20 protein-coding genes are annotated in these 22448 nt (G+C 61.9%); all 20 read right to left on the bottom strand.

The window, feature by feature from the left end:
* Positions 1–14: 14 nt before the first annotated feature.
* The 20 genes from rsmB to ACOMDU_RS00990 all read right to left on the bottom strand — a co-directional run bounded on the left by rsmB (position 15) and on the right by ACOMDU_RS00990 (position 22340).
* Positions 15–1343, bottom strand: a complete 1329-nt coding sequence (gene rsmB / locus ACOMDU_RS01085; protein WP_421128645.1) for a 16S rRNA (cytosine(967)-C(5))-methyltransferase RsmB — start codon at positions 1341–1343, stop codon at positions 15–17.
* A complete protein-coding gene (gene fmt / locus ACOMDU_RS01080; RefSeq protein ID WP_421128644.1) occupies positions 1340–2260 on the bottom strand; it encodes a methionyl-tRNA formyltransferase in 921 nt (306 codons plus the stop codon). Before fmt ends, rsmB begins: the two co-directional genes overlap by 4 nt.
* A complete protein-coding gene (gene def / locus ACOMDU_RS01075; protein ID WP_421128643.1) occupies positions 2260–2781 on the bottom strand; it encodes a peptide deformylase in 522 nt (173 codons plus the stop codon). The genes fmt and def overlap by 1 nt, the downstream gene beginning before the upstream one ends.
* A gap of 24 nt (positions 2782–2805) precedes the next feature.
* Positions 2806–5217 carry a replication restart helicase PriA gene (priA, locus tag ACOMDU_RS01070; protein WP_421128642.1) on the bottom strand — a complete coding sequence of 804 codons (2412 nt, stop codon included), beginning with the start codon at positions 5215–5217 and terminating at the stop codon, positions 2806–2808.
* 1 nt (position 5218) lies between these two features.
* Positions 5219–5434, bottom strand: coding sequence for a DNA-directed RNA polymerase subunit omega (gene rpoZ / locus ACOMDU_RS01065; RefSeq protein ID WP_022135894.1), 216 nt, complete (start codon positions 5432–5434; stop codon positions 5219–5221).
* An 83-nt stretch (positions 5435–5517) separates the two neighbouring features.
* A complete protein-coding gene (gene gmk, locus ACOMDU_RS01060) occupies positions 5518–6120 on the bottom strand; it encodes a guanylate kinase (protein ID WP_022135893.1) in 603 nt (200 codons plus the stop codon).
* A 3-nt stretch (positions 6121–6123) separates the two neighbouring features.
* Positions 6124–6387 (bottom strand): DUF370 domain-containing protein, encoded by a 264-nt coding sequence (locus ACOMDU_RS01055; protein ID WP_022135892.1) that lies wholly within the window; start codon positions 6385–6387, stop codon positions 6124–6126.
* Positions 6388–6397: 10 nt separating this feature from the next.
* On the bottom strand, positions 6398–7276 hold the full coding sequence (locus ACOMDU_RS01050; protein WP_421128641.1) for a YicC/YloC family endoribonuclease: 879 nt from the start codon (positions 7274–7276) through the stop codon (positions 6398–6400).
* 57 nt (positions 7277–7333) lie between these two features.
* On the bottom strand, positions 7334–7999 hold the full coding sequence (locus tag ACOMDU_RS01045; RefSeq protein ID WP_421128640.1) for a J domain-containing protein: 666 nt from the start codon (positions 7997–7999) through the stop codon (positions 7334–7336).
* Positions 7992–8891, bottom strand: a complete 900-nt coding sequence (locus ACOMDU_RS01040) for a DUF5685 family protein (protein ID WP_421128639.1) — start codon at positions 8889–8891, stop codon at positions 7992–7994. Before ACOMDU_RS01040 ends, ACOMDU_RS01045 begins: the two co-directional genes overlap by 8 nt.
* Positions 8892–8894: 3 nt before the next feature.
* Entirely contained in the window at positions 8895–9299 is a 405-nt protein-coding gene (locus tag ACOMDU_RS01035) for a SoxR reducing system RseC family protein (protein ID WP_421128638.1), read from the bottom strand.
* Positions 9300–9320: 21 nt separating this feature from the next.
* Positions 9321–10676: a CdaR family protein gene (locus ACOMDU_RS01030; RefSeq protein ID WP_421128637.1), complete on the bottom strand. Its 1356-nt coding sequence runs from the start codon at positions 10674–10676 to the stop codon at positions 9321–9323.
* Positions 10657–11553: a diadenylate cyclase CdaA gene (gene cdaA, locus ACOMDU_RS01025; protein ID WP_421128636.1), complete on the bottom strand. Its 897-nt coding sequence runs from the start codon at positions 11551–11553 to the stop codon at positions 10657–10659. Before cdaA ends, ACOMDU_RS01030 begins: the two co-directional genes overlap by 20 nt.
* A gap of 99 nt (positions 11554–11652) precedes the next feature.
* Positions 11653–12774 (bottom strand): aminotransferase class V-fold PLP-dependent enzyme, encoded by a 1122-nt coding sequence (locus ACOMDU_RS01020; RefSeq protein WP_421128635.1) that lies wholly within the window; start codon positions 12772–12774, stop codon positions 11653–11655.
* Positions 12771–13025, bottom strand: coding sequence for a putative Se/S carrier protein (locus ACOMDU_RS01015; protein WP_421128634.1), 255 nt, complete (start codon positions 13023–13025; stop codon positions 12771–12773). Before ACOMDU_RS01015 ends, ACOMDU_RS01020 begins: the two co-directional genes overlap by 4 nt.
* Before the next feature lie 92 nt (positions 13026–13117).
* The gene (locus ACOMDU_RS01010; RefSeq protein WP_421128633.1) at positions 13118–13750 is read right to left on the bottom strand and encodes a YigZ family protein; all 633 of its coding nucleotides are present in this window, start codon (positions 13748–13750) and stop codon (positions 13118–13120) included.
* Entirely contained in the window at positions 13747–15054 is a 1308-nt protein-coding gene (hflX, locus tag ACOMDU_RS01005; protein ID WP_421128632.1) for a GTPase HflX, read from the bottom strand. Before hflX ends, ACOMDU_RS01010 begins: the two co-directional genes overlap by 4 nt.
* Before the next feature lie 110 nt (positions 15055–15164).
* A complete protein-coding gene (rpmE, locus tag ACOMDU_RS01000; protein WP_021859148.1) occupies positions 15165–15368 on the bottom strand; it encodes a 50S ribosomal protein L31 in 204 nt (67 codons plus the stop codon).
* 107 nt (positions 15369–15475) lie between these two features.
* Positions 15476–19036, bottom strand: coding sequence for a helicase-exonuclease AddAB subunit AddA (addA, locus tag ACOMDU_RS00995; RefSeq protein WP_421128631.1), 3561 nt, complete (start codon positions 19034–19036; stop codon positions 15476–15478).
* Positions 19029–22340, bottom strand: coding sequence for a PD-(D/E)XK nuclease family protein (locus tag ACOMDU_RS00990; protein ID WP_421128630.1), 3312 nt, complete (start codon positions 22338–22340; stop codon positions 19029–19031). Before ACOMDU_RS00990 ends, addA begins: the two co-directional genes overlap by 8 nt.
* Between the last annotated feature and the right edge of the window lie 108 nt (positions 22341–22448).

Below are 22448 nucleotides of genomic sequence, written 5' to 3'. Positions count from 1 at the left end.
TTCGCTCCTTGACGTTATCCCCTGCGGCGCATACGGCAGATGTAAAATCCATCGGTGCCGGTCCGCTGGGGCCACAGTGTCACATCACCGGGACAGCTTCCGATACCGGGCAGGGTAAATTCCTCTTTCGCAAAGTCCGGGTGTACGTCCAAAAAGGCCGACACCACGCCGCCGTTTTCCTCCGGCAGGACGGTGCAGGTGGCATACACCAACACGCCGCCGGGACGGACGTAGGCGGACACGTTGTTCAATATCGACAGCTGGACGGCGGGCAGCTGTGCCAGCTGCGCCGGATCCTTCCAGCGGATATCCGGTTTCTTGCGGATGATGCCAAGGCCGGAGCACGGCACATCGGCCAGAACCACATCGGCCTGCTCCACCCAGCCGGCGTGACGCTCCCGCCCATCGGCCAGCGCTGTGCGGATGATAGTGGTCCCCAGCCGTGCCGCACCGTTTTCGATGAGCTTCAGCTTGTGGGGGTGAATGTCACAGGAGAGGATATCGCCCCGGTTCTCCATCTGCATGGCCATGGCAAAGGATTTGCCGCCAGGGGCGGCGCACACATCCAGCACCCGGTCGCCGGGCTTCGGTCCGGCGGCAATGGCCGCCAAACGCGCCGCGGCATCCTGCACCGTGCAGCGTCCCGACGCAAAGGCGGACAGACGCTCCAAATCACCGGTACCGGTGACTTCAAAGCAGCCCTCCAGCCAGGGATGGGGCGTCAGACGGACACCGTCCGATCGCAGCTCATTTTCCAGCTCCGCCGGCGTGGTCTTCAGCGGATTGGCTTGTATCACCGTGGGAACAGGCTCGTTATCCAACCGCAGGAACGCCTCGGCCTCCTGCTCGCCGGCCAAAGCCGTCAAGCGCTCCACCAACCACCTGGGATGGCTGTACTGCACCGCTGCTTTGGAAATAAAACTATTCTGCGGCAATGGCGGTAAAGTGTTTTTGCTTGACGCACATTTCCGCAGCACCGCATTGATCATGCCCGCGGCACGGGTCTTGCCCCGGCGTTTTGTCAGCTCCACCGTCTCATGAACAGCAGCCCGGTCGGGCACCTTGTCCATGAACAGTATCTGATATATACCCAAACGCAGCAGGCAGGCCACCACCGGTTCCAGCCGGGCGGCCTTCTGCGTACACCAATGGTCGATATAGTAGTCCAGCAGTGTCCGGTTCTGCACCACGCCGTAGGTCATCCGGGTACACAGCGCCGCGTCCCGGGCCTCCAGCCCGGACTGGGCCGCGATACGCTTCAGGCTGCCGTCAGACCACGCGCCCCGGCGCTCCATCTGCAGCAGCGCCTCCAGCGCCGCGTCCCGCGCGTCACGGGGCGTCACAGGCCCAGCGGGACCGGATGGCCCCGCAGATAATCCGCCGCTGCCATGCGCTTGCCGCCCTCGCCCTGCAATTCAAGAACACGCAGCAACCTGCCGTCGCCGCAGGCAATGGCCAGGCCGTTTTTGTCCGCCTCCACCACGCTGCCCGCCGGGGCGGAGGTCTCTCCGCCTACCGCGGTGCGGTGGACCTTGACCGGCTTGCCTGCCAGCACCATGGACGCACTGGGCCAGGGCACCAGGCCCCGCACCTGATCGTGCAGCTGCTGCGCCGACCGGGAGAAATCCATCGGCGAGAGGCTTTTATCCAGCATGGGCGCGTAGGTGTGCGCCGCGTGATCCTGCGCCGTCCGGGTAACGGTGCCGCGTTCGATCTGCCCGATGGCCTCATGCAGCGCTTCCGCGCCAAGCTCCGCCAGCCGCGCCGTCAGCGCCACCGCGTCCTCGTCCGGATCGATGGCCGTCTCGCGGCACAGTATCACATCTCCCGCATCCAGCTCCGGCGCCATATACATAATGGACACGCCTGTCACAGCGTCGCCGTTGAGAATCGCCCAGTTGATGGGCGCCGCGCCCCGGTACTTCGGCAGGATGGAGGAGTGTACGTTGATGGCACCGTACTTTGGCGTGTTCAGGATGTCCTCCGGCAGGATACGGCCGTAGGCTGCCACCACGATCAGCTCGGGAGCAAGGGACCGCACCAGCTCCAACGCCGTACCGTCCTTCATTTTCAACGGCTGGTATACGTGCAGTCCCTGCGTCAGAGCATATTCCTTCACCGGCGGCGCGATCAGCTTCATGCCGCGGTTCTTCGGCTTGTCCGGCTGGGTGAACACGCCGCAGATGTCGTGTCCGTCGGCCACCAGCCGTTTGAGGGACGCCACGGCAAAATCCGGCGTTCCCATAAACAGAATACGCATTACTTGTCCTCTTCTTCCTCGATCTCGTACTCGTCGGCGTGCGCCTCCAGCCACTTCTGCAGCTCCTCGCCCTCCATGAGCCGGTCGGTATGCTCCACGAACAGATGACCATCCAGGTGCTCGATCTCATGGCAGAAGCACCGGGCCGTCAGGCCCTCGTCTTCGACCTCGAACCACTGACCGTCCCGGTCCTGGGCACGGACACGCACCACCTCAGGCCGCGTTACCACGCCGTATTTCCCGGGAACGCTCAAGCAGCCCTCCAGGCCAGTCTGCTCCCCTTCGGTGTAGATGATCTCCGGGTTCACCAGCTCGATCAGCTGATCCTCCTCGTCCAGCACCACGCACACCCGGCGCAGTACGCCCACCTGGGGCGCGGCCAGGCCCACGCCGCCGGAGTCGGCCAGTGTATCTGCCAGGTCGTCCAGCAGCGTATGCAGCCGGCTGTTAAAATCTGTAACCGGGCGGCACACCTTGCTCAGGCACGCCTCGCCCTCCAACGCGATCTTTCGTAAAGCCATAATCTTACCTCATATTTCCTGGATCTAATCCATTTTGTCACAATCCGTATAGATATGCAGTCGCCGGTTTTCCGGCCGTTGGACAAAAGCCCGCATGAAACCCGCCAGCAGCTCCCGCACTGGCGCGATATTCTGCCCCAGCACCAGCAGGCGGTAACGGTATACGCCGTTGACCTTCACCACCGGCGCAGGCGCAGGCCCGATGACCTGTATCCCCAGCGTGTCGTAGGGCGGCTTCTCCGCCGCATTTCCGATCCCCTGCCGCAGCAGCTCGATGGAGTGACGTACCGACGCCTCCTCCGGTCCCGTCACCGTAACGGTGAACTGATCCGCAAAGGGCGGGTCCTGCCGCAGGCGGCGCAGCGCGATCTCGGCGTCGTAAAACCTCTGATAGTCCTGGGCGGCCGCCGCCTGTATCACATCATTCTCCGGTGTGTAGGTCTGTATCACAGCCCGCCCGGCCTTGTCGCCTCGACCCGCACGGCCAACCACCTGTGTCAACAGATTGAAGGTCCTCTCCGCCGCCCGGTAGTGATCCACATATAGGGACAGGTCGGCGCTGAGCACACCCACCAGCGTCACATTGGCAAAATCCAGCCCCTTGGCCACCATCTGGGTGCCCAGCAGAATGGGGATCTGCCTCTCCTCAAATTCCTTCAGCAGTGCCTCATGTCCCACGGATACGGTGTCCGCATCCATCCGCAGCACCTCGACTCCCGGGAACAGCTCATGCAGCTCCTCCTCTACCCGCTGGGTACCAAAGCCGATATGCTTCAGTGTGCCGCCGCACTCCGGGCACACCGTCGGCGCAGCGTGTGAATAACCGCAGTAGTGGCACATCAGCCGGTCATTGGCGCTGTGGTATGTCAGGTATACACTGCACCGCGGGCACTCCGGCACATAGCCGCACTGGGGACACAGCAGCTGTCGGCTGCTGCCCCTGCGGTTCAGGAATAGGATGCTCTGCTCCCCCGCAGCGATGTTTTTTGCCAGTTCCTCCTGCAGTGGGCGGCTGATAACGGTGCTGTTTCCGGCACGCAGCTCCTGCCGCAGATCGGCGATGCGGACCTCGGGCAGAGCGCGGCGGTTGTAACGCTCCGTCAACTCCAGCAGATCGTACTCACCCTGCTGCGCGTGGTAAAACGTCTCCACCGTGGGCGTGGCAGAGCCCAGCAGCAGCCGCGCACCCTCGGCGGCGCAGCGGTATTTTGCCACATCCCGTGCATGATAACAAGGGGCGTTTTCCGATTGATAGGACCCCTCCTGCTCCTCATCCATGATGATGAGGCCCAAATTTTCCAGCGGTGCAAACACCGCCGACCGGGTACCCAGCACGATATGGGCCTCGCCCCGCCGCAGCCGCTTGAACTGATCATAGCGTTCCGTCATCCGCAAACCGCTGTGCAGCAGCGCCACCTCGTGGCCGAAATACGCGGTGAACCGCGCCATCATCTGGGGCGTCAGGGCGATCTCCGGCACCAGGATCATCACAGATCTGCCTATTTTCAGCAGTTCCTGCGCCAGCCGGATATACACCACCGTCTTGCCGCTGCCGGTTACGCCGCACAACAGCGTGACGCCGGGCGTCTCCGTCCGCACCTGGGCCAGCAGCGTGTCACAGACGCGCTGCTGTTGGGAATTCAACGTCAAGCTATCCGCCTTTACAGTGTATTGTTTTTCAGATATTCGGTATTCCTCTTGCTCCCGGTACGCCACCGTCCCCAGCTTCTCCAGAGCGTTCAGTGTCTGGCGGGATACGCCGGTGAAATACGTCACATCGTGCAGTGCCGTCTCGCCGTTCTGGGCAAGGAATGTCACCGCCTCACGCCGCCGCTGGGACTTACCGGCCAGAGCCAACGCCTCTTCAGCAGGAACAGCGAGACGGGCGAACAGTACCACCTTGTCGCGTACCTTGCGGCTCTGCTCCTTTTTGCAGTGCAGTGCACCCGATTTGGCCATGCGGCGCAGCAGCGGCTCAACATCGTCGCCCAGCGCCTGACGCAGCTTATCCGTGGTCAGCGGGCCATCCTGCAAAAGGCGGCATACCGCTGCCTCCTGTCGTGTGGGCACCAGCGGCGGCTGTGCCAGGGACCAAGTCTCCCGGTAATGGTACCATACGGCGGCAGGCAACACGGTACGCAGCGCGTCATAAAATGTGCAGAAGTACCGGCGTGTCATCCACAGCGCCAGCCGCAGCTCCCTTTCCGTGATGACCGGCTCTTCATCCAGCAGGGATCGGACCGCCTTCAGCGGCTTGTCCGGCACCGCCTGATGCAGGGAGAGGATCATCGCCTCTGTGAGTCGGTTGCCGCGGCCGAAGGGCACCAGCACCCGGCAGCCTGCCTGTCCGCCGACTTCCTCCGGCAGCAGGTAATCATAGGCCTTGTCGATAGCGTAGGTAGCCGCCTGTACGGCCACCTTGGCGATCACCGCCACCTCAGGCCTCGTCTTCCTCGATAACGGGGTCGCTGACGTACTTGCCCTCGGCCACCTCGCCGATGGCCATCGTCACGGGTTTCTCCGGCAGAGGCTCGCCGGTGACCTCGGCCTCGGCGGCGATCTGACGGGCGCGGCGTGCCACCACGTTCACCATCATGTAGCGATTGGGGATGTACTCGGTCAGCTTGTTCATAGCGGGATAAAGCATAGACATAACGATCAATTCCTTTCGTTTTGTATGGCTGCGCCCAGGCGGGGCGGCCCAAATACGCGGACAGGCCGCGTCGGTTCACACACTTACTTTTCGCTGAGGATGGCGCACATACGCTCAGCTGGTTTACAGTGCTCGGCGCACATAATGGCCCGCAGCTCATTCACGGCATTCTCTACCGTATCGTTGACCACAAAATAGTCATAGTCGCCGGCCATCTCCAGTTCCACCTGGGCGCGGATCAGACGCTTCTGTATTTTCTCCGGCGTATCGGTCCCCCTGGCAGTCAGGCGGCGCTCCAGTTCATCCCAGCTGGGTGGGGCGATGAAAATACGCACCGTCTCCGGCCGCTTGGCACACACCTGCACGGCGCCCTGGCGCTCGATATCCAATATCACGTCCTTGCCCCGGGCCATGGCATCGTCCACGTACATCTTGGGCGTACCATAGAAGTTGCCCACATACTCGGCATACTCCAGAAAGGCATCGGCGGCGATCATATCGCGGAAGGCATCCGCCTGGATGAAGTGATAATCCACGCCGTCCTGCTCACCCTCGCGGGGCGCGCGGGTAGTGGCGGATACGGAGAAATACAGGTCATCACGGCCCTGGAACAGGGCGTGCAGCACGGTGCTTTTACCCACACCGGAGGGCCCGGAGACAATAAAGGTCTTTCCTATCTTATGCAAGGGTCATTCATCCTCCTCTGTCAATTCTTCCACCGACAATCCCAGGCGCGGCGCCAGACGCTCCGCCGCCAGGGCAGAAAGCACCACATGGTCGCTGTCCATAATGAGCACCGAGGCCGTCTTGCGGCCGTAGGTAGCATCAATAAGCATCCCACGGTCACGGGATTCCTGCACCAGGCGCTTTACCGGGGCAGAGTCCGGGCTGACCACGGCGATGAGCCGCTGGACGGACACCAGGTTGCCGAAGCCGATGTTGATAAACTGCATACCGGCCTCCTTACTCCATATTCTGTACCTGCTCGCGGATCTTCTCTACCTCGGCCTTCATGTTCACCACATCCCGTGCCACAGTCAGATCGTTGCACTTGGAGCCGATGGTGTTGCACTCGCGGTTGACCTCCTGGATCAGGAAATCCAGCTTTCGGCCCACGGGCTCGCCGCTCTGCAGCATGTCCCGCAACTGGGCGATATGGCTCCGCAGGCGCACCGTTTCTTCATCCACAGCCACCTTATCCGCAAAAATGGCCGCCTCGGTAAGGATACGACTCTCGTCGATGGTGGTGGACTGCAGTACCTCCTGCATCTTGGCTTCCAGCCGCTGGCGATAGGCCGCTACCGTCTGGGGCGACTGCGCCTCCACCTTGCTCACGGTCTCCTCGATGGTATCCACCCGGGAGGACACATCCAGCGCCAGCTTTTCACCCTCCACGGCACGCATGGCGTTATAGGCCGCCAGCGCATCATCCAGCACGGCGCAGATATCGGCGGCGATAGCCTCCACATCATCCTCCGCCTTGGTGACCGTCAGTACATCTGGGAACCTGGCCAGCACCTCCGGCGTCACATCGCCGGACAGCGCAAAGCTGTTCTTCAGATGCATCAGCGCGTCATAGTACCCTTTCGCCAGCCCTTCGTTCACCTGCACCACCGCCACATCCGCCGCAGAGGTGTCGATGGTGACGAACACATCCACCTTGCCGCGGGAGATCGCTTTCTGTACGCGTGTCTTGATGGCGTCCTCCGCAAAAATATAGGCGCGGGGCAGCTTCACAGTGCAGTCCAGATAGCGGTTGTTGACGGACCGCACCTCCACGGTGATATCTCTGCCGCTTCGCATCTCGCGGGCGCGGCCGTAACCGGTCATACTCTTGACCACGGGATCAACTCCTTCATTTTAGTAGAACAGGGAAACCCTCCCCTGTTGTGTAGAAATTCAGCAGAAGCAAACGGGCACGCCCAGCGCGTTGCAGCACAGCGTGGCGCCGCACAGGCGCAGACAGTCGCTGTTTCCGCAGGTGCCGGTGGTCACACTGCCATAGCCATCGGGTCGGTAGGCCGCACCACGTCCCTCCAGAATATCCAGCGCCCGCTGGTACTCCGGGTTGTCCGGCGCCATAGTAACGGCAGTCTGATAATACCGCCGCGCCTCGTCCAGCCAGCCCCGGCGATAACAGATCGCACCCTTGAGGAAATTCCACTCGGCGTCGTGGTTAGTCTGGGCGTTCAGCAGCTCCTCCGCCAGGTTCAGATCGCCGCTGCTGATGGCCATACGCACCCGCTGATAGCGGCTGCTGCCCTGATAGGACCCCTGATAGGACCCCTGATAGGGCCCCTGATATGCCGACTGATACCCGCCGTATCCGGTGCCGTAGCCCGCACCGGAGGCAGAATACCCGCCGCTGCGCTGGGCCTTCCGCTGGGACTGCACCGCCTCATAGGCCTCGTTGATCTCCTTCATGCGCTCCTGCGCCAGATCAGCCAGCGGGTTGTCGTGATAATTGTCCGGGTGATACTTCCGCGCCAGGTCGCGGTAAGCCTTCTTCACCTCTTCGTCTGTGGCGGTGCTGGGCACCCCCAACACTTGATAGGGATCACGCATAGTCCGTGTCCGCCTTTCGTATAGGTTCTTCTCGTCTCTGCCGCTTACGGAACGTACCGTGCAGCACGGCCGCCCCAACGGCATACAGTCCTTCGTACACCGCAGCACGCAGGACCGGTGTGTACTTTGTCTCCGGCAGCAGCTCAAAGGCCGCCGCCATGGCCCGGACAGAACCATCCAGCGTCAGGGCCAGCACTTCACTGTCGGCCGGTGCCAGCGCGCCGTCCTTCGGCGTAAAGCGCAGGGCCAGTGGGTTGTACCCGCCGCTTTTTATATCCGCCCGCAGGTCGTCCGCCGCGTCTACCAGATAGACCCATCGGCCCAGATGGTACAGCAGCTGCGCTGTCACCCGCCGCCGCACCGGATCGTTGACCTCCTCCGCCGCCAACGCCAGCAGCTGTGCAAAGGCGTCCGCCGGCGCATCCAGGGAGGAACATCTCTCCCGTTCCAGCGCCGCCAGCTCCGACAGATGCGCCTTGGTCCCCGCGTCAAACTGAAGCCGCCGTTCCCGTGCCTTTCGGTACGCCGGACGCAACAGCACCGACGCAATGCGGTACTTCAGCCCACACCAGAAGCCGTGGTCGGCCACGCCGTCCCGCAGCTGCCAGTAGGTCAGTATCACGCTCATGTCCGCCGCCGCGTCCAGTGCCGGATCGCCCGCAACGCAGCAGCGTCTCCGCATCGGATGCACCGCGCAGCGCTTGGCGCACATTTCCCCTGCTCCGTCCGACAGCACCATCGCCAAAAAAGTCAGATCATAGTTCAGGATCATCCGCCCCACCAAGCCGTACCGCGCACCCAGCGCGTGGCACAGCCCGCAGTAGGCGGCGCGGAACGTCTCACGGTCCGCCGGCGTCAGCCGGTCATCCGAAGGCCGCACATAGCCGAACATCTCTCAGAACACCCGTAATATGGTGTAGGTCAGCAGCTCTTTCCGCCGTGCGTAGCGGTCATAGGCCACGCTGGGCAAAAATGCCAGCACCGCCGCAGCCACGGCGATCCCGTACCGCCAGCCCTCGAGCAGCCCTTCGCTGAGGAAATACCCCAGCAGGAACCCGACCACAGGCAGCACATACACCAGCGCCACCACACCCAGCAGCTTTTTCGTGCTGCTTTCCACCACGACCTTTTCTCCCGGCTGCGCGTTGGGATCGTTCTTGGCACGGGCCTTGATAGCCGCGCCGGTCATGCCGCAGCCGGCACATTCCTCGCAGTCGTGGCCGCAGGCGGTCTTCCGCGGTACGGATATCTCCGCATACCCGCCGGGCAATAGCTTTTCAACCGTTGCGATCTGTGTCATTATCTCACCTCTCGGGAATACTCATGTCTCCGGCGCCTCGGGGACCGTCTGGTCCTCTCCGCCGGCAGGTACCGCCGGCTCCGTCTGCGGCGGCGTGTCGGTAATGGTCAGCGTCAGCTCATAGGTGCCGCGCACCGTCACATCGCTGAACCCGCTGACCGTCACGGTCACCGGCACGGTGAAGCTCCCCTGTCCGGTCACGGTGCTCATGTCCGCCGTGGCCCGCAGGTTCTCGGCGGTAATGGCCTCGATCTCCTCGCTGAGTCCCCACAGCCGCACCGTCAATCCGCCCTCTGGCACGACGGCATACAGCCCCGCTGGCAGATCGGTGAAGGACAGATCCGTCACCGTCAGCGTCGTCTCGCTGATACCGTCCAGGGTGATGTCCGCCGTGGCCACCTCGTTGCCGTTGACCAGCCAGGTGCCGTCCGGCGGCGTGACCACATAGCTATTCTGCTGGTGCAGCCCCAGATCGTCCACATGCAGCGTGGCAAGCACGAGCTTGTCAATAGACGCCAACACGTCGGCCTCTCCGTTCAGCCGCACCGTCTTGGGCGCGATATCACAGACGATGCTGTCTGCCGCCGCACCGGGCACGCCCTCGAACTCTATGGCCAGGGCCACCTCCTTGGTGGTCAGCACCGGCACCTTGGCCTGTATCAGGCTGGCGCTGGTGCGTATGTTGCTGTTCTCCACCAGATTGCCGTCGTAGTCGTACAGCTGTACGTCCACCGTCTGCACCACCGATCGGGTCGCGCCGCTGATATCCACCGTCAGCTTGGCGCAGCTGACATTCAGCAGATCGTCCCGTTGGGCGCGCAGCGTCAGCACCTCGGGATCCAGCACTACATCGCCGGTAAAATATCCCTCAGCCACCTCGCCGATGACCTGACACTCCACCGGCACTTCCTTCGTATACAACTCGCCCACCGTCACCGTGATCTGGCTCAGGCTGGCCTTCTCCACGCTGACATTCGTGCGTACCACTCCATCAGGGAAGCTGACGGTCCAATCCAACTGGTGTACGCCCACGGAATCGATGCTGGATGTACTGGCAATGACCCGCACATTGTCCCGGCTCATCTTCACCAGTTCCCGCTTAGGACCGCGTATCGTCAAATCAATGGTGGTGTCATATCCGGACAGCAGCATCAGATTTTTGTCTGCCAACGTGGTGTTCTCGCCGGAGAACTCCACCGGGACATCCCGGATGGTCTTCGTCCTCTCCGGCGCCTTCTCCACATCTACATATACCCACAGCGCCAGAGCCACCAGGATGGAGATGATGATCTGCACGGTCTTGCTGCGGTTAAAGCGGGGCGTGCGCGCCTCGCTGTTGGCCGTCCCGTTGTTTGTATCAGAGATCCGTTCCGACATGGTCGTCCGCCCCCTTTCTGTTCAGTCCCAGCAGCTCTGCCAGTGTACGGCGGGACTTGTCCTCCGTTTCCTCCTCCGGCGGTATCAGCTCATTACGCAGCAGCTTGCCCAGCGTCTCCGGCTTCAGGTGCCGCTTGAGCATACCGCCGATAGCCACGGAGATGGAACCCGTTTCCTCCGAAACGATGACCACCACCGCGTCGGAGTTCTCGCTCATGCCGATACCGGCCCGGTGCCGCATGCCCAGGTCGCGGCTCAGGTTCACGTTTTTGCTCAAAGGCAGCATGCAGCCCGCGCCCAAGATCCGTCCGCGGCGGATGATGACCGCGCCGTCGTGCATGGGCGCCTTGACGAAAAAGATGTTTTTCAGCAGCTCGGAGGACACGGCGGCGTCCAGCGTCGTACCGCTTCGCACCATGTCATCCAGATGGATGTCGCGCTCAAAGACGATCAGCACGCCGGTCTTGCTCAGGGACATCTCCTTGCAGGCCATCACGGTCTGATCGATGGCCGCCTCCAGCTCCGACTGCTGCTTGGGATCGTTGAAGGCCCGCAGCAGTTTGATGTTCCGGCTGCCCACCTTCTCCAGTATCTGGCGGATCTCCGGCTGGAACAGGACGATAATGGACAGGATCCCCACCTGCACCAGGTTCCGCATGAGGTACGATATGGCGTTGAGCTGCAATATATCAACCAGCCAAAGCACCAGCAGAAACGCCACCACGCCCTTGAGGATATTCTCGGCGCGGGTACTTTTGACCATACGGAGCAGGTTGTATACCAGAAACGCGATAATGGCGATGTCCAGTATATCCGATATCCGTATCAGCAATAAGTAATTCCCAATATTTTCTAATAACGAAAGTACCTTATCCACGTTACCACCCTTCCTGTTGCGGGCATAAAAATAGATACTAACATTATATAAAAAATATTGGGAAAATGCAACAAAAAATTATGTGAACAGTTTTGCAGTTTAACGAACGATTTGCCGCAAAATATGGGCAAAGTGCTCCACCTGCGCGGTGGTGTTAAAGGCCGAAAAGCTGCACCGCACGGTGCCCGTCTCCAGCGTTCCCGCCGTGCGGTGCGCCAGAGGCGCACAGTGGAGTCCCGCCCGCACCGCCGCGCCCTGCGCCGCAAGAGCTTCGCCCAGCGCCTCGCAGTCCCAACCGTCCAGGCGAAAGCTCAGCACACCTGTCTGTGCCCCATCCTCCGGGGTATAGAACACCTCCGCACCGGGAATATCCCGCAGCCGTGCCGCCATATGTCGCGTCAGGTGTCTCTCGTGCCCTGCAATACGTCCCACGCCCTGCTGCTCCACAAACCGCAGGCCCTCCAGAAGTCCTGCAATCCCCGGCATATTGTGCGTCCCGGCCTCCAGCCGGTCCGGCAGCTCCTCCGGCATCTCCTGCAGGATCGACTGCGACCCCGTGCCGCCCCGCAGCAGTGGCTCCGGCTCCGCGCCGCACAGCAGCAGCCCCGTGCCCTGCGGCCCGTACAGTCCTTTATGCCCCGGCATGGCGATAAACGCCGCGCCCAGCGCATCCATGTCCACCGGCAGCATCCCCGCAGACTGCGACGCATCCAGCACGAATGGCACACCCTTCTCCCGACACAGCGCCGCGATGCGCTCTACCGGCAGTCGGAAGCCAAACACGTTGGACACGTGTGTGCAGATCACCGCGTCCGCCGGACACGCCAGCGCAGCGGCGAACTGCCGTACCATCTCCTCCCCATCAAACAAAGGCCCATCCGCTACCGTGATCTCCACACCCGATATGGCGTGCAGCGGCCGGGTAACAGCGTTGTGCTCATATCCCGAAATGATCACACGTCCGCCGGGCTTCACCAGCGTATGCACGGCAATGTTCAGCCCATGTGTAGCGCAGGAGGTGAACACCACTCGCGCCGGATCAGCCACGCCAAACAGCTTTGCTGCCAGTGTGCGGCATTGCAGGTCTGTTTCCTCCGCCGCCCGCGTGGCCGGATAACTCCCCCGCCCCGGCGAGGATAGCTGCCCCACCGCCCGGTACATAGCCCGTGCCACCGTCTCCGGCTTTTGCAGCGTCGTGGCCCCCGCATCAAAATAGATCATAACTCTACCTCACTATACTCGTCATCCTGACGAACAAATACCTGCGCGGGTGCAAAGCCCGCCTCCCGCAGCAGCCGCAGAGCCGCTACCGTGCGGGTCTGTCCCCGCAGCCGCAGCACATAGCCGCACCCCTTGCCGGTCAGGCCCATGGGCACACGGCCCACCACGGCACGCACACCCCGGCGCTCCAGCAGCTGCGCCATACGCTGCGCCTGGGTCACGGACCGGGCGGTGATGAGATATTCCTCCATGCTGGCACCTCCTTTGTACTCATGCCATCGTATGATACCCCAGCGCAAAACGTGAAAGACCCCGGAGGTCCCTGCCTCCGGGGTCGCTGTCTTTATATTTCCACCTTTGGTCCCGGACGGTATGCCTCCGCCGTTACCGTCAGTGCGATGCCGCCTGCTGACAGCTCCGTTAGCCGTTCCCGCAGCGCCGCAGTGTTCTCTGCCGGCAGCGAAACCGTCAGCCGAATGTCCGCGCCGTAATCGGCGCTGTCCACCGTGCCGCCCAGGGCCGTTACCTCACCACGCACACGCTCGAACAGCGCGTAGGGGCACGGAATGTCCGCTATGGCCCACAGGCCCATCTCCGACACGCCTGCCGCCACCAGCGCATCGCGGGCGCTTTTGGAATACGCCCGCGTCAACCCGCCGGCCCCCAGCAAGATCCCGCCGAAGTACCGCGTGACCACGCACACCACGTTGGTGACGTTTTCCCGCTGAAACACGTTCAGCATAGGCTGTCCCGCTGTACCCTGAGGCTCGCCATCGTCACCGTAGCGCATCGTATCACCGCCGATGAGATAACACCAGCAGTTGTGCCGCGCATCATAGTATTTTTTCTTCATCTGCGCGATAAATTCCCGCGCCTGCTCCTCCGTCTCCACCGGCAGCAGATGGCCGATAAAACGGGATCGTTTTTCGGTGAACTCCGTCTCTGACGGGCCAAAGGGTACGCGGAAATCGCTCATTCCCACTCCTCCTTCGGCTCCGTCCAACCTTCGATATAGTCCTTCAGCTGGCCGATGATTCGGGGCGTACACACCGCCACCACGTCCACCGTCTCGCCGTACTCCACGGACTCCACCTTGGCCTCCCGGTACAGGCTGTCCAGCGCTCCGGCCTTGTCATAGGGCAGGTGCAGCGTCACCCGCTTCGTACCCTTGTCCAGCTTTTTGTCGATGGCGGAGAGCAGTCTGTCCAACCCCTCGCCGGTCTTGGCGGACACGGAGACCGCGTCCCCCTCCTTGTCCCGCTGGAAGGCAAACGCCAAATCGGACTTATTGTACACACGAATGCAAGGGATATTCTCCGCCCCCAGCTCCCGGATCAGATCATCCACGATCCGCGCCTGTTCCTGCCACTCCGGATTGCTGGCATCGATGACGTGCAGCAGCAGATCGGCGTACTCCAATTCCTCCAGCGTAGCCTTGAAGGCCTCGACCAACTGATGGGGCAGCTTGCGGATAAATCCCACCGTGTCGGAGATGACTACATCCAGCGTATCGCTGACGGTCAGCAGCCGCGTGGTGGTGTCCAGCGTGTCGAAAAGCCGGTTGTTGGCCGGTATGTCCGCGCCGGTGATGGCATTGAGCAGTGTGGACTTGCCCGCGTTGGTATAGCCCACGATGGCCACCACGGGTATCTCGTTCTTCCGCCGCCGCTGACGTTGGGTGGCGCGGACGCGCCGCACCTCCTCCAGTTCCTCCTTCAGCTTGTCGATCTTCCGCCGGATGTGCCGCCGGTCCGTCTCCAGCTGCGTCTCACCGGGGCCCTTCGTGCCGATGGGCGAGCCGCCGGTGCCGCCCTGCCGTTCCAGATGAGACCACATACCGATCAGCCGGGGCAGCAGATACTGATACTGCGCCAGCTCTACCTGTAGGCAGCCCTCCTTTGTCCGGGCTCGCTGGGCGAAGATATCCAAGATCAGGCCGCTGCGGTCCAGCACCTGCACACCGCACAGCTCCGTGAGCACCCGCACCTGCGACGGGGACAGATCGTTGTCGAAGATCACCATGGTGGCCTCACTGTTCTCCACCATGCGCTTGACCTCCTCCACTTTTCCCTCGCCGATGAAGCTATGGGGGTCTGGTTTCTCCCGGCTCTGCAGGATCATACCCACGGACTCACCGCCCGCCGTCTCCACTAAGGCCGCCAACTCCGCCAGACTCTCCTCGTCGGCGCTGTCTGCACCAAGTACCGGGGACCGCAGCCCCACCAGCACCGCGTAATCCCTCACACCGTTTTTATTTTCTTCAATGGTTTTTCGTTCCATAGTCGTCCTCGTTATGATGATTTTCCACGATTATACCCCATCCCGGCGCAAAAGTAAAATAAAAAACAAGACCCGCACCATTGGTACGGGTCTTGCAAAGTGGTGTATCCTTACTTGTCCAGGCCGAAACGCTTGTTGAACTTGGCAACGCGTCCGCCGGTATCCACCAGCTTCTGCTTGCCGGTGAAGAAGGGGTGACACTTAGAGCAGACTTCCACGCGAATATCCTTCTTCGTAGAACCTGTCTCAATCACATTACCGCAGGCGCATTTGATAGTAGTCTGCTGATAATTGGGATGGATTCCTTCCTTCATTGCTCTTGTTCACCCCTTTCTGGTTCACTCGTCGCCGCGGCATCGCCGCAAACGCAACTGTGATAATAGCACACTCTTCCCGCAAATGCAAGCATTTTTCGCTATTTTCACAAAGAAATTTCTTCTCCGCAGGCGAAGAAATACAGAATGCGCTCCGTCACCGGCTTTTCCAGTATCCGCGACAGCGCTCCGGCGTAAGCGTCCAGCTGCGGCCGATAGGCCTCCGCCCGCTGGGACGCCTCTGCCGCTGTCACCCGATCAGTCTTGAAATCCACCACCGTCAAACCCGCCGTCGTCTCAAACACGCAGTCTGCCACGCCCTGCAGGAGTATCTCCTCCCCTGCTGCCGCGACGTCATAAATACCCGCATCGGTGAGCAACGCGAAGCGGTACTCCCGCCACACCTGCGGTGCAGTCCGTATCCTCTCTGCCAGCGGCGACGCCAAAAACCGCGCCAGCGCCGGGATGTCCAGCGCCGCCGCCTGCTCCGGCGTCAGCAGCCGTCGGGCCGTCAGTCTTTCCGCAAAAGCCGTCACTGCCTTTGGTGCCGCAGGAGTATCCAGCGGCAGAAACTGCATCGCCAGGTGCATGGCTGTGCCGCGCTCTGCCCCGGTCAGTCCGCGCTTTTCCTGCAAAAACCGCGGCTTCTCCGGTGCGGCGGTCCGCCGCGCCGGCAGTGTCCCCTCGGCGATCTCCTGATCGATGGCCCGCCCCTTCAGCTGGGTAGCCGTCACCTTGGAGGGCGTCACTGTCGCCGCTCTGTGACTGTACCGGAACGCCAGCGCCGCCTCGTCCGGCTGCGGATCCGGTGCCTGCGCTTCCGGCTCCTCCGCCGGCATCGCCGCACCGCCGTCCTCCTCACCGCCGATGCGGTGCAGCCGCAGCGCCAAGCCCTCCGGCCCGTCGTACAGTACCGCGGGACGTACCCCGGTGTAATCGTGGAACACCCCTGCCTGATATGTGCTCAGCAGCGCCAGCAGCAGCCAATCGCCCGGGCAGTTTACCGCGGCCACCGCCTCCGGCGGCGCCGGCAGCTCCGCCAATGCACACAGCTCCTTCAGGTGCTTCTCCGGGTTTTTCCGCGAACATACCATAATGAGCTTCTCCTGTGCACGGGTCATGGCTACATACAGTATCCGCAGCTCCTCCGCCTTGGCTTCCCGTTCCAGCGTCAGCGCCAGCGCCGTTTTGGAGACGGTGTCGTACCGCAGCCGGCGTTCCACCTCCACGCGCTCCGCACCAACGCCCAGCTGGGGATGGACCAGCACCGGTCGATCCAGGTCCTGTCGGTTGAAGCTCCTGTTCAAGTCAGCCAGAAACACCACCGGAAACTCCAGGCCTTTGGACTTATGCACGCTCATCAAGCGCACACCGCCCGCTGCACCTGAAGCGGTAATGGCCGGCGCATCGCCGCTTTCCAGCAGCTGCCGTACCTGCCGCACACAGTCAAACAGGCTCGTTCTGCCGCCCTGCACAAGCCGCCGTATATAGTCATACAGTGCCCTCAGACGCGCCTGGCGGGCTGTACCGTCCTCCATGGCACCGAAGATCGCCTGCACCCGGCAGCGGTCATAGATATACCACAGCAGCTTATCGGCGGACAGTTCCCGCGCCACCTGCCGCAGCTCATGCAGCAGCGACAGGAACGCCTGCGCGTCCTCACCCTCATCCTGCCGCAGCGCCTCGTAATAATCCCCCTCACGCTGTACGGCCCGTATCTCCGCCAGCCGGTCGGCGCTCATGCCTACCAGTGGCGAACGCAGCACCGCGATCAGCGGCACATCCTGCCGTGGGTTATCCACCACCTCCAGCAGTGACAATACCACTGCGACCTCCATCGCCGAGAAGAAATCCTCACTTTCCCCGCCGTCGCAGGGGATCCCCTCCCGTGCCAAGGCGGCGGCGAATACCGTCTGCCGGGCGCTGGGTGAGCGCATCAGTATCACGATATCCTCCGGTGCTGCCGGACGCATGGTGCCGTCCTCACCCCGGACAGTGAACCCTTCGTCCAGCATACAGCGAATACGCTTTGCCACAAACCGCGCCTCGGCCTCCGCCCGGTCGAACCGCTGCTCCGGTGTGTCCTCCACAGCCAGATAGTGGAACTCCGTCTCCCGCGGCACCTCCGGATAGTATTCCGCCCCAAAGTGAAGATACTGCTCCTCTGTATAATCAAGCTCGCCCATTTCCCGGGACATCAGCGCCGCAAACACAAAGTTCGCAGCCGCCAGCACCTCCCGGCGTGACCGGAAGTTCCGGCTCAGTACCCGCCGCCGCGGCGCACCTGGCGCAGCGTGGTCCGCATCGGCATAGGTCCTGTATTTTTCCAGGAATATCCCCGGTTCCGCCAGCCGGAACCGGTAGATGCTCTGCTTCACATCGCCCACGGCAAAGATATTCTCTCCCTGCCGCGATACCGCCCGGAAGATACAGTTCTGCACTTCATTAGTGTCCTGATACTCGTCCACCATGATCTCCCGGTACCGCCGGGACACCTGCTCGCCAAGCTCCGTGGGCGTTCCGTCCTGGCGGCACAGCATCTGCACGGCGTAGTGTTCCTGGTCAGAGAAATCCATAGCGTTCCGCCGCACTTTCTCTGCCCGGAACCGCTTGTCGAAGTCCCCTGTCAGTGCCAGCAGCGCCCGCATAGCGGGCGCGATGACCTGCAGATCGCCCAGCAACTCCGTCTCCGCCGTCTGATACGGCGCGGACAGCTTCTTCAATGCGTCACGGCACTTTTCCAGCACCGCCCGCGCCGCGTCCTTCGCCCCGGCGCATTCGTCCCCCTTCACCACGCCCATCCGCCGGAAGGCCGGCTGCACACGGCCCATGGCATCCCAGCCTTCCCGGGCCGCGGCCGCGTATTCCCGCAGCTGCGCCGCCGTTTCCAAAAACCGATCTCCATAGGCGTTATACACGCTCTCGCAGTCTTCCATATCCTTCACGGCGCGTTCCAGCCGCCCCGCCCAGTAACTGGCGCGGCGCACCGTGTCCTCCATGATCGTCCGGCCGTACACGCTGTCGCCCAGCCGTTCCGGCAGGTTCGCCCAGCTCTCCGCAGCCTTCTCCAACCACTTGTCCGGGTAGGGATGGCTCTGCAATTTTCCGTGCAGCTCCGGCACCAGCGCCGCCAACGCCCGGTCATCCCGGCCGAAGCCCAGCGTCTCCGCCAAAGCCCGGCAGCCTTCGTCCCCCTGCTCGATCCGCTGATAGAACGCCTCCAGTGCATCCTCCAGTGCCCGCTGCTTCAGCACGCCGGCCTCCGTCTCATCCAGGATACGGAAGTCCGGCGTCAGACTCCGCCCATCCACCGGCTCCAGCAGATGGATATGCTCCCGCAGCAGCCCTGCACAGAAGCCGTCCACCGTCTTGATGTCCGCCTGATACACCCGGAACATCTGCTGCCGCAGGTGACTGTTCTCCGGGTCCTGTGCCACCCGCTTCGCCAGCTCTGCGGCCAGCTTTGTCCGCAGTTCGGCGGCAGCGGCGCGGGTAAATGTGATAATAAGGAAATCGTCTATGTGGCAGTGTTCCTCCGTTAGATAGGCGAACACACGCTCTACCAGCACCTTCGTCTTGCCGGATCCGGCGGCGGCGGACACCAGCAGGCTGCCGCCCCGGTCCTCCACTGCCCCACGCTGCTGTGCCGTCAGTTGGATGTCAGCCACGGCGCGTCACCTCCTCGTCCACCAGCTGCCAGAATTCTTCCGGCGTGGTCTTTTGCAGATAATGGGGCTTGTCCCGCTTCTCGTCAAACCAGCAGGCCGACGCGAAGGGACACCAGTCGCAGGCACTTTCCTGAGGCCCCCTGCGGCATGGATCTGCGTCAATATTGCCATCGCCCAGCTCCCGGGCTACCTTCCGCAGCAGCTCGTCCACATACCGACCCATTTTGCCCATCTGAGCTGCATCCGCCAACACACTGGCCGCCAGACCGCTGACCGAACCGTCCTTTTTCACTGCAATAGGCAAATAGCAGGGTGACTCCAGCGCACTGTGCTCCATGGCTGTCAGCACCTCTGGGTCGGACAGCACCATGCCCGTCCGACGCAGCTCGCCCCGCAGCAGCGCGGCCAGCTTGTCCGGCGCGATGGCCCGATCCGCCTTTTTAACGACGTCCCTCGCCGGCAGGTACAGCACTCCCGCCGGCTCCACCGCCGCCCCAAAATAGTCCCCGCCGTACCGCTGCAGTGCGAAAAGATACAGCAGCATCTGAATACCCAGGCCGTAGCGCACATCCGCCAGATCAAAAGCCTTTTTCCCGGTTTTGTAGTCCACTACTCGCAGATATAGCTTCCCGTTCTTCAGCCAGCCGTCCACCCGATCCACCTTACCGGTGACGGACAGCGTGGTATCTCCCGCCGTCACCGTGACGGCAGGCAGCTGTCCGTTTTTGCCGCCAAAGCCCAATTCAAAGGCCACAGGCCGGAAATCCGAATGCTCCAGCTCATCCAGCACGTTCTCAACAATGACCAACGCCGTCTCCCGCAGCCGGGAAAACAGATACCGGAACCGTGCGCTCTTCTCACCGTAACCGTCGATGACCGTCCGGACATACTCATCCGTATACCGCCGCACCAACGCCGCCAGCGCCGGTCTTTCCGGCCGCTTCCCCTGCTGCTCCACCTCCCGCAGGACATTCTCCAGCAGATAGTGGATAAACGTCCCCACCTCCGGCGCCTGGAAATCCGCCTTTGTCCGTTGCCTGGCCCGCAGGCCGTACTCCATGAAATAGCCAAAGTGACAGCTCTTCACCTGGTCCAGCCGCGAGGCGGACATGGCCAGCGTACTGCCGTACAGGCTGCGTACCGCCCCGGGTGACAGCCTTCCCCGGCCCATAGCCCGGGCCGCTGCCATCTTCTCCAGCGTACCGCCCTGTCCATGCATCTCAAAATAACGCCACAGCGCACCGCCGGGCCGCTGTCCCGCCAGTGCCAGCGCTGCCGCAGGCAGTCCGCAGCGGTACGCGCCGTCTTCCCGTTGTATTTCCACTTGCGGAAACAGCTTGCGGATACGCTCTACCACAAAGGACGGCAGCAGCTTCGCCCCCGACTCATCGCCGGCGCACCAGGACACGGTCAGTGTCTCCGTTGGCTGGGCCAGGGCGGCATAGATATTCTGCAGCTCATTGCTCAGCGGGTCGAACGTGGCGTCGGACAGCAAGATTCCCTGCTGCTGCAAAAGCTCACGCTCCTGTTCGTCCAATATACCGCCGCCCTTCTCCACCGTGGGCAGCACATGGTCATTGGCGCCCAGCAGGAAAAGATGCCGCACTGTATGGCGGTCATTGCGCGTCAAGGGGCTTACCTTTACCTGGTCCAGTGCAGCGGGTATGGTGGCCACGGCATACTGGCTCAGCGTCAGCCGCAGCAGCCGCGCAAACTCATCGCCGTCCACCTCCGTGTCACCCAAAAGCGCCACGAACTGATCCAGCACATCACAGAATATCCGCCACAGCTGGGCATACTCCTCTGCCGCCTGCATCTGCCCCTGCTCCAGCAATTCTTTCTCCCGCTGTTCCAACACGGCCGGTGTACCGGCGTCCTCCGCAAATCTGTAAAGTGCTTCAGCTTTACCTCTTACCGTTTTATTGGATTTTATCCCATCACTCAGGGTAAGAAACAGTTTTCTGACTTTTCTTCTGACCGCGTTTATCTCGGCCAGCTGTTCCCGGCGATAATCAGTTATCTCTCCGCTGTATCCATCCGGATCCGCCGTCCAGTCGGCGTCCCGCAGCCACATATTGCCCCGAATTTCCCAACGGATCACATAGTTTTCCAGAAGATCGCATTCCGCCGCCGTCAGTGCCGTCATGCCGGTCTTCAGGCACCGGAACACGTCCTCATACTCGAAGCCGCCTGTCACTGCGTCGACGGCGGACAGCAGCAGCGTCAGGACCGGCTGCTGCAAAATGTCGCTCCGGCGGCTGATATAGGCGGGAACATCGTCCCGGCGGAACACGGCCTCCAGCAACGGGCCATATACCTCCATGTTCCGCGCCGCCACGGCCATCTCACGCCAGCGAACGCCCTTTTGTGCCAGCGCCCGCAGCTGCGCGGACACATATTCCACCTCAGAATAGGCGGTATTGGCCTGGTACAAGGTGATGGACGGCGTGCTGCCCGTCCACGCTTTTTCCGCGCCGAGAAAGTATCGCTCCAGGTGCGAAAACGCTGTGTCGCTGTTCCTGACAAGGTTTTCTACTTCACAACTACAACCGGCGTCCTTTGCCAGTCTGCGCAGGCGTTCCCGCTGCTGTATGCCGTTGCGGAAGAGCTGCGGGTCACTGTCATCGCCCAGCAGAGTCACTGTAACAGAGTTGGCCTGTTTCAGCGCGGCGGCAATGATATCCTCCTCCGTTCGGTTGAAATAGGAAAACCCATCAATATAGATATCTTTTCCGCACAAATAGTCCGAATTCGGAAGTTTATCGCAGAGTTTCTGCACTTTTGACCGGGCATCAAAGTCGCCGCCGTGGAGTCGCGCGTCATAAGCGCCGAACAGCAGCGCCGTAGAGCGCAGCTTATCTCCGGCGGCGCCCGGAATGTCCTGAACCTGTTGCAGCAGAAGGGACGGCGCGATTTTATAGGCGTACAACTCATCGGCCAGGGCCACCAGCTCCCGCAGAAAGGCCGGGCGCTGTGATGGCTTGGAAAACACCGTCAAATATGATGAAACTTCCTGCAAGGCGCGGCGCATTATCAGTATTTTACCACCATTATCTAACGTTATATCGGATATACCTCCGGTTTGTGACAGTACACGGGTGGCAAGGCTCTGGAAGCTCAGCACCTCCCCGTCACGGCTGGCGGTATCCCCCAGCGCGCGGCAGAGATCCAGCTCCGCCTCGTGGGTGGCGTGCTCCGGTACCAGCAAAATCTGCGGGCGCTCAAACCGTTGTGCCGCAATGGTTTCGAGCACCAGCTTACTTTTTCCCGCACCGGCGCGGCCGGTGATGATACGCAGCTTCACCGCGTCACCTCCCCTGTTTTCTCCCCCATAGTATACCGCAAACCGTCCCTTATGGGAAGTAAAAGTCGAAAAAAGACGCGGGATCTTCCCGCGTCCTTTGACGGTGTA

The sequence above is a fragment of the Vescimonas sanitatis genome (assembly GCF_049060325.1).
GTDB lineage: Bacteria > Bacillota > Clostridia > Oscillospirales > Oscillospiraceae > Vescimonas > Vescimonas sanitatis.
Note: the sequence above shows the minus strand (reverse complement) of the source record. Positions and strands in the feature narration are given on the sequence as shown.

Excerpts from the sequence above, each read along its gene's own strand:
- fmt (WP_421128644.1), bottom strand. The coding sequence starts at position 2,260 with ATGCGTATTCTGTTTATGGGAACGCCGGATTTTGCCGTGGCGTCCCTC.
- def (WP_421128643.1), bottom strand. The coding sequence starts at position 2,781 with ATGGCTTTACGAAAGATCGCGTTGGAGGGCGAGGCGTGCCTGAGCAAG.
- rpoZ (WP_022135894.1), bottom strand. The coding sequence starts at position 5,434 with ATGTCTATGCTTTATCCCGCTATGAACAAGCTGACCGAGTACATCCCC.
- ACOMDU_RS01055 (WP_022135892.1), bottom strand. The coding sequence starts at position 6,387 with ATGCAGTTTATCAACATCGGCTTCGGCAACCTGGTGTCCGTCCAGCGG.
- ACOMDU_RS01045 (WP_421128640.1), bottom strand. The coding sequence starts at position 7,999 with ATGCGTGATCCCTATCAAGTGTTGGGGGTGCCCAGCACCGCCACAGAC.
- ACOMDU_RS01040 (WP_421128639.1), bottom strand. The coding sequence starts at position 8,891 with ATGTTCGGCTATGTGCGGCCTTCGGATGACCGGCTGACGCCGGCGGAC.
- ACOMDU_RS01035 (WP_421128638.1), bottom strand. The coding sequence starts at position 9,299 with ATGACACAGATCGCAACGGTTGAAAAGCTATTGCCCGGCGGGTATGCG.
- ACOMDU_RS01030 (WP_421128637.1), bottom strand. The coding sequence starts at position 10,676 with ATGTCGGAACGGATCTCTGATACAAACAACGGGACGGCCAACAGCGAG.
- ACOMDU_RS01020 (WP_421128635.1), bottom strand. The coding sequence starts at position 12,774 with ATGATCTATTTTGATGCGGGGGCCACGACGCTGCAAAAGCCGGAGACG.
- ACOMDU_RS01015 (WP_421128634.1), bottom strand. The coding sequence starts at position 13,025 with ATGGAGGAATATCTCATCACCGCCCGGTCCGTGACCCAGGCGCAGCGT.
- ACOMDU_RS01010 (WP_421128633.1), bottom strand. The coding sequence starts at position 13,750 with ATGAGCGATTTCCGCGTACCCTTTGGCCCGTCAGAGACGGAGTTCACC.
- hflX (WP_421128632.1), bottom strand. The coding sequence starts at position 15,054 with ATGGAACGAAAAACCATTGAAGAAAATAAAAACGGTGTGAGGGATTAC.
- rpmE (WP_021859148.1), bottom strand. The coding sequence starts at position 15,368 with ATGAAGGAAGGAATCCATCCCAATTATCAGCAGACTACTATCAAATGC.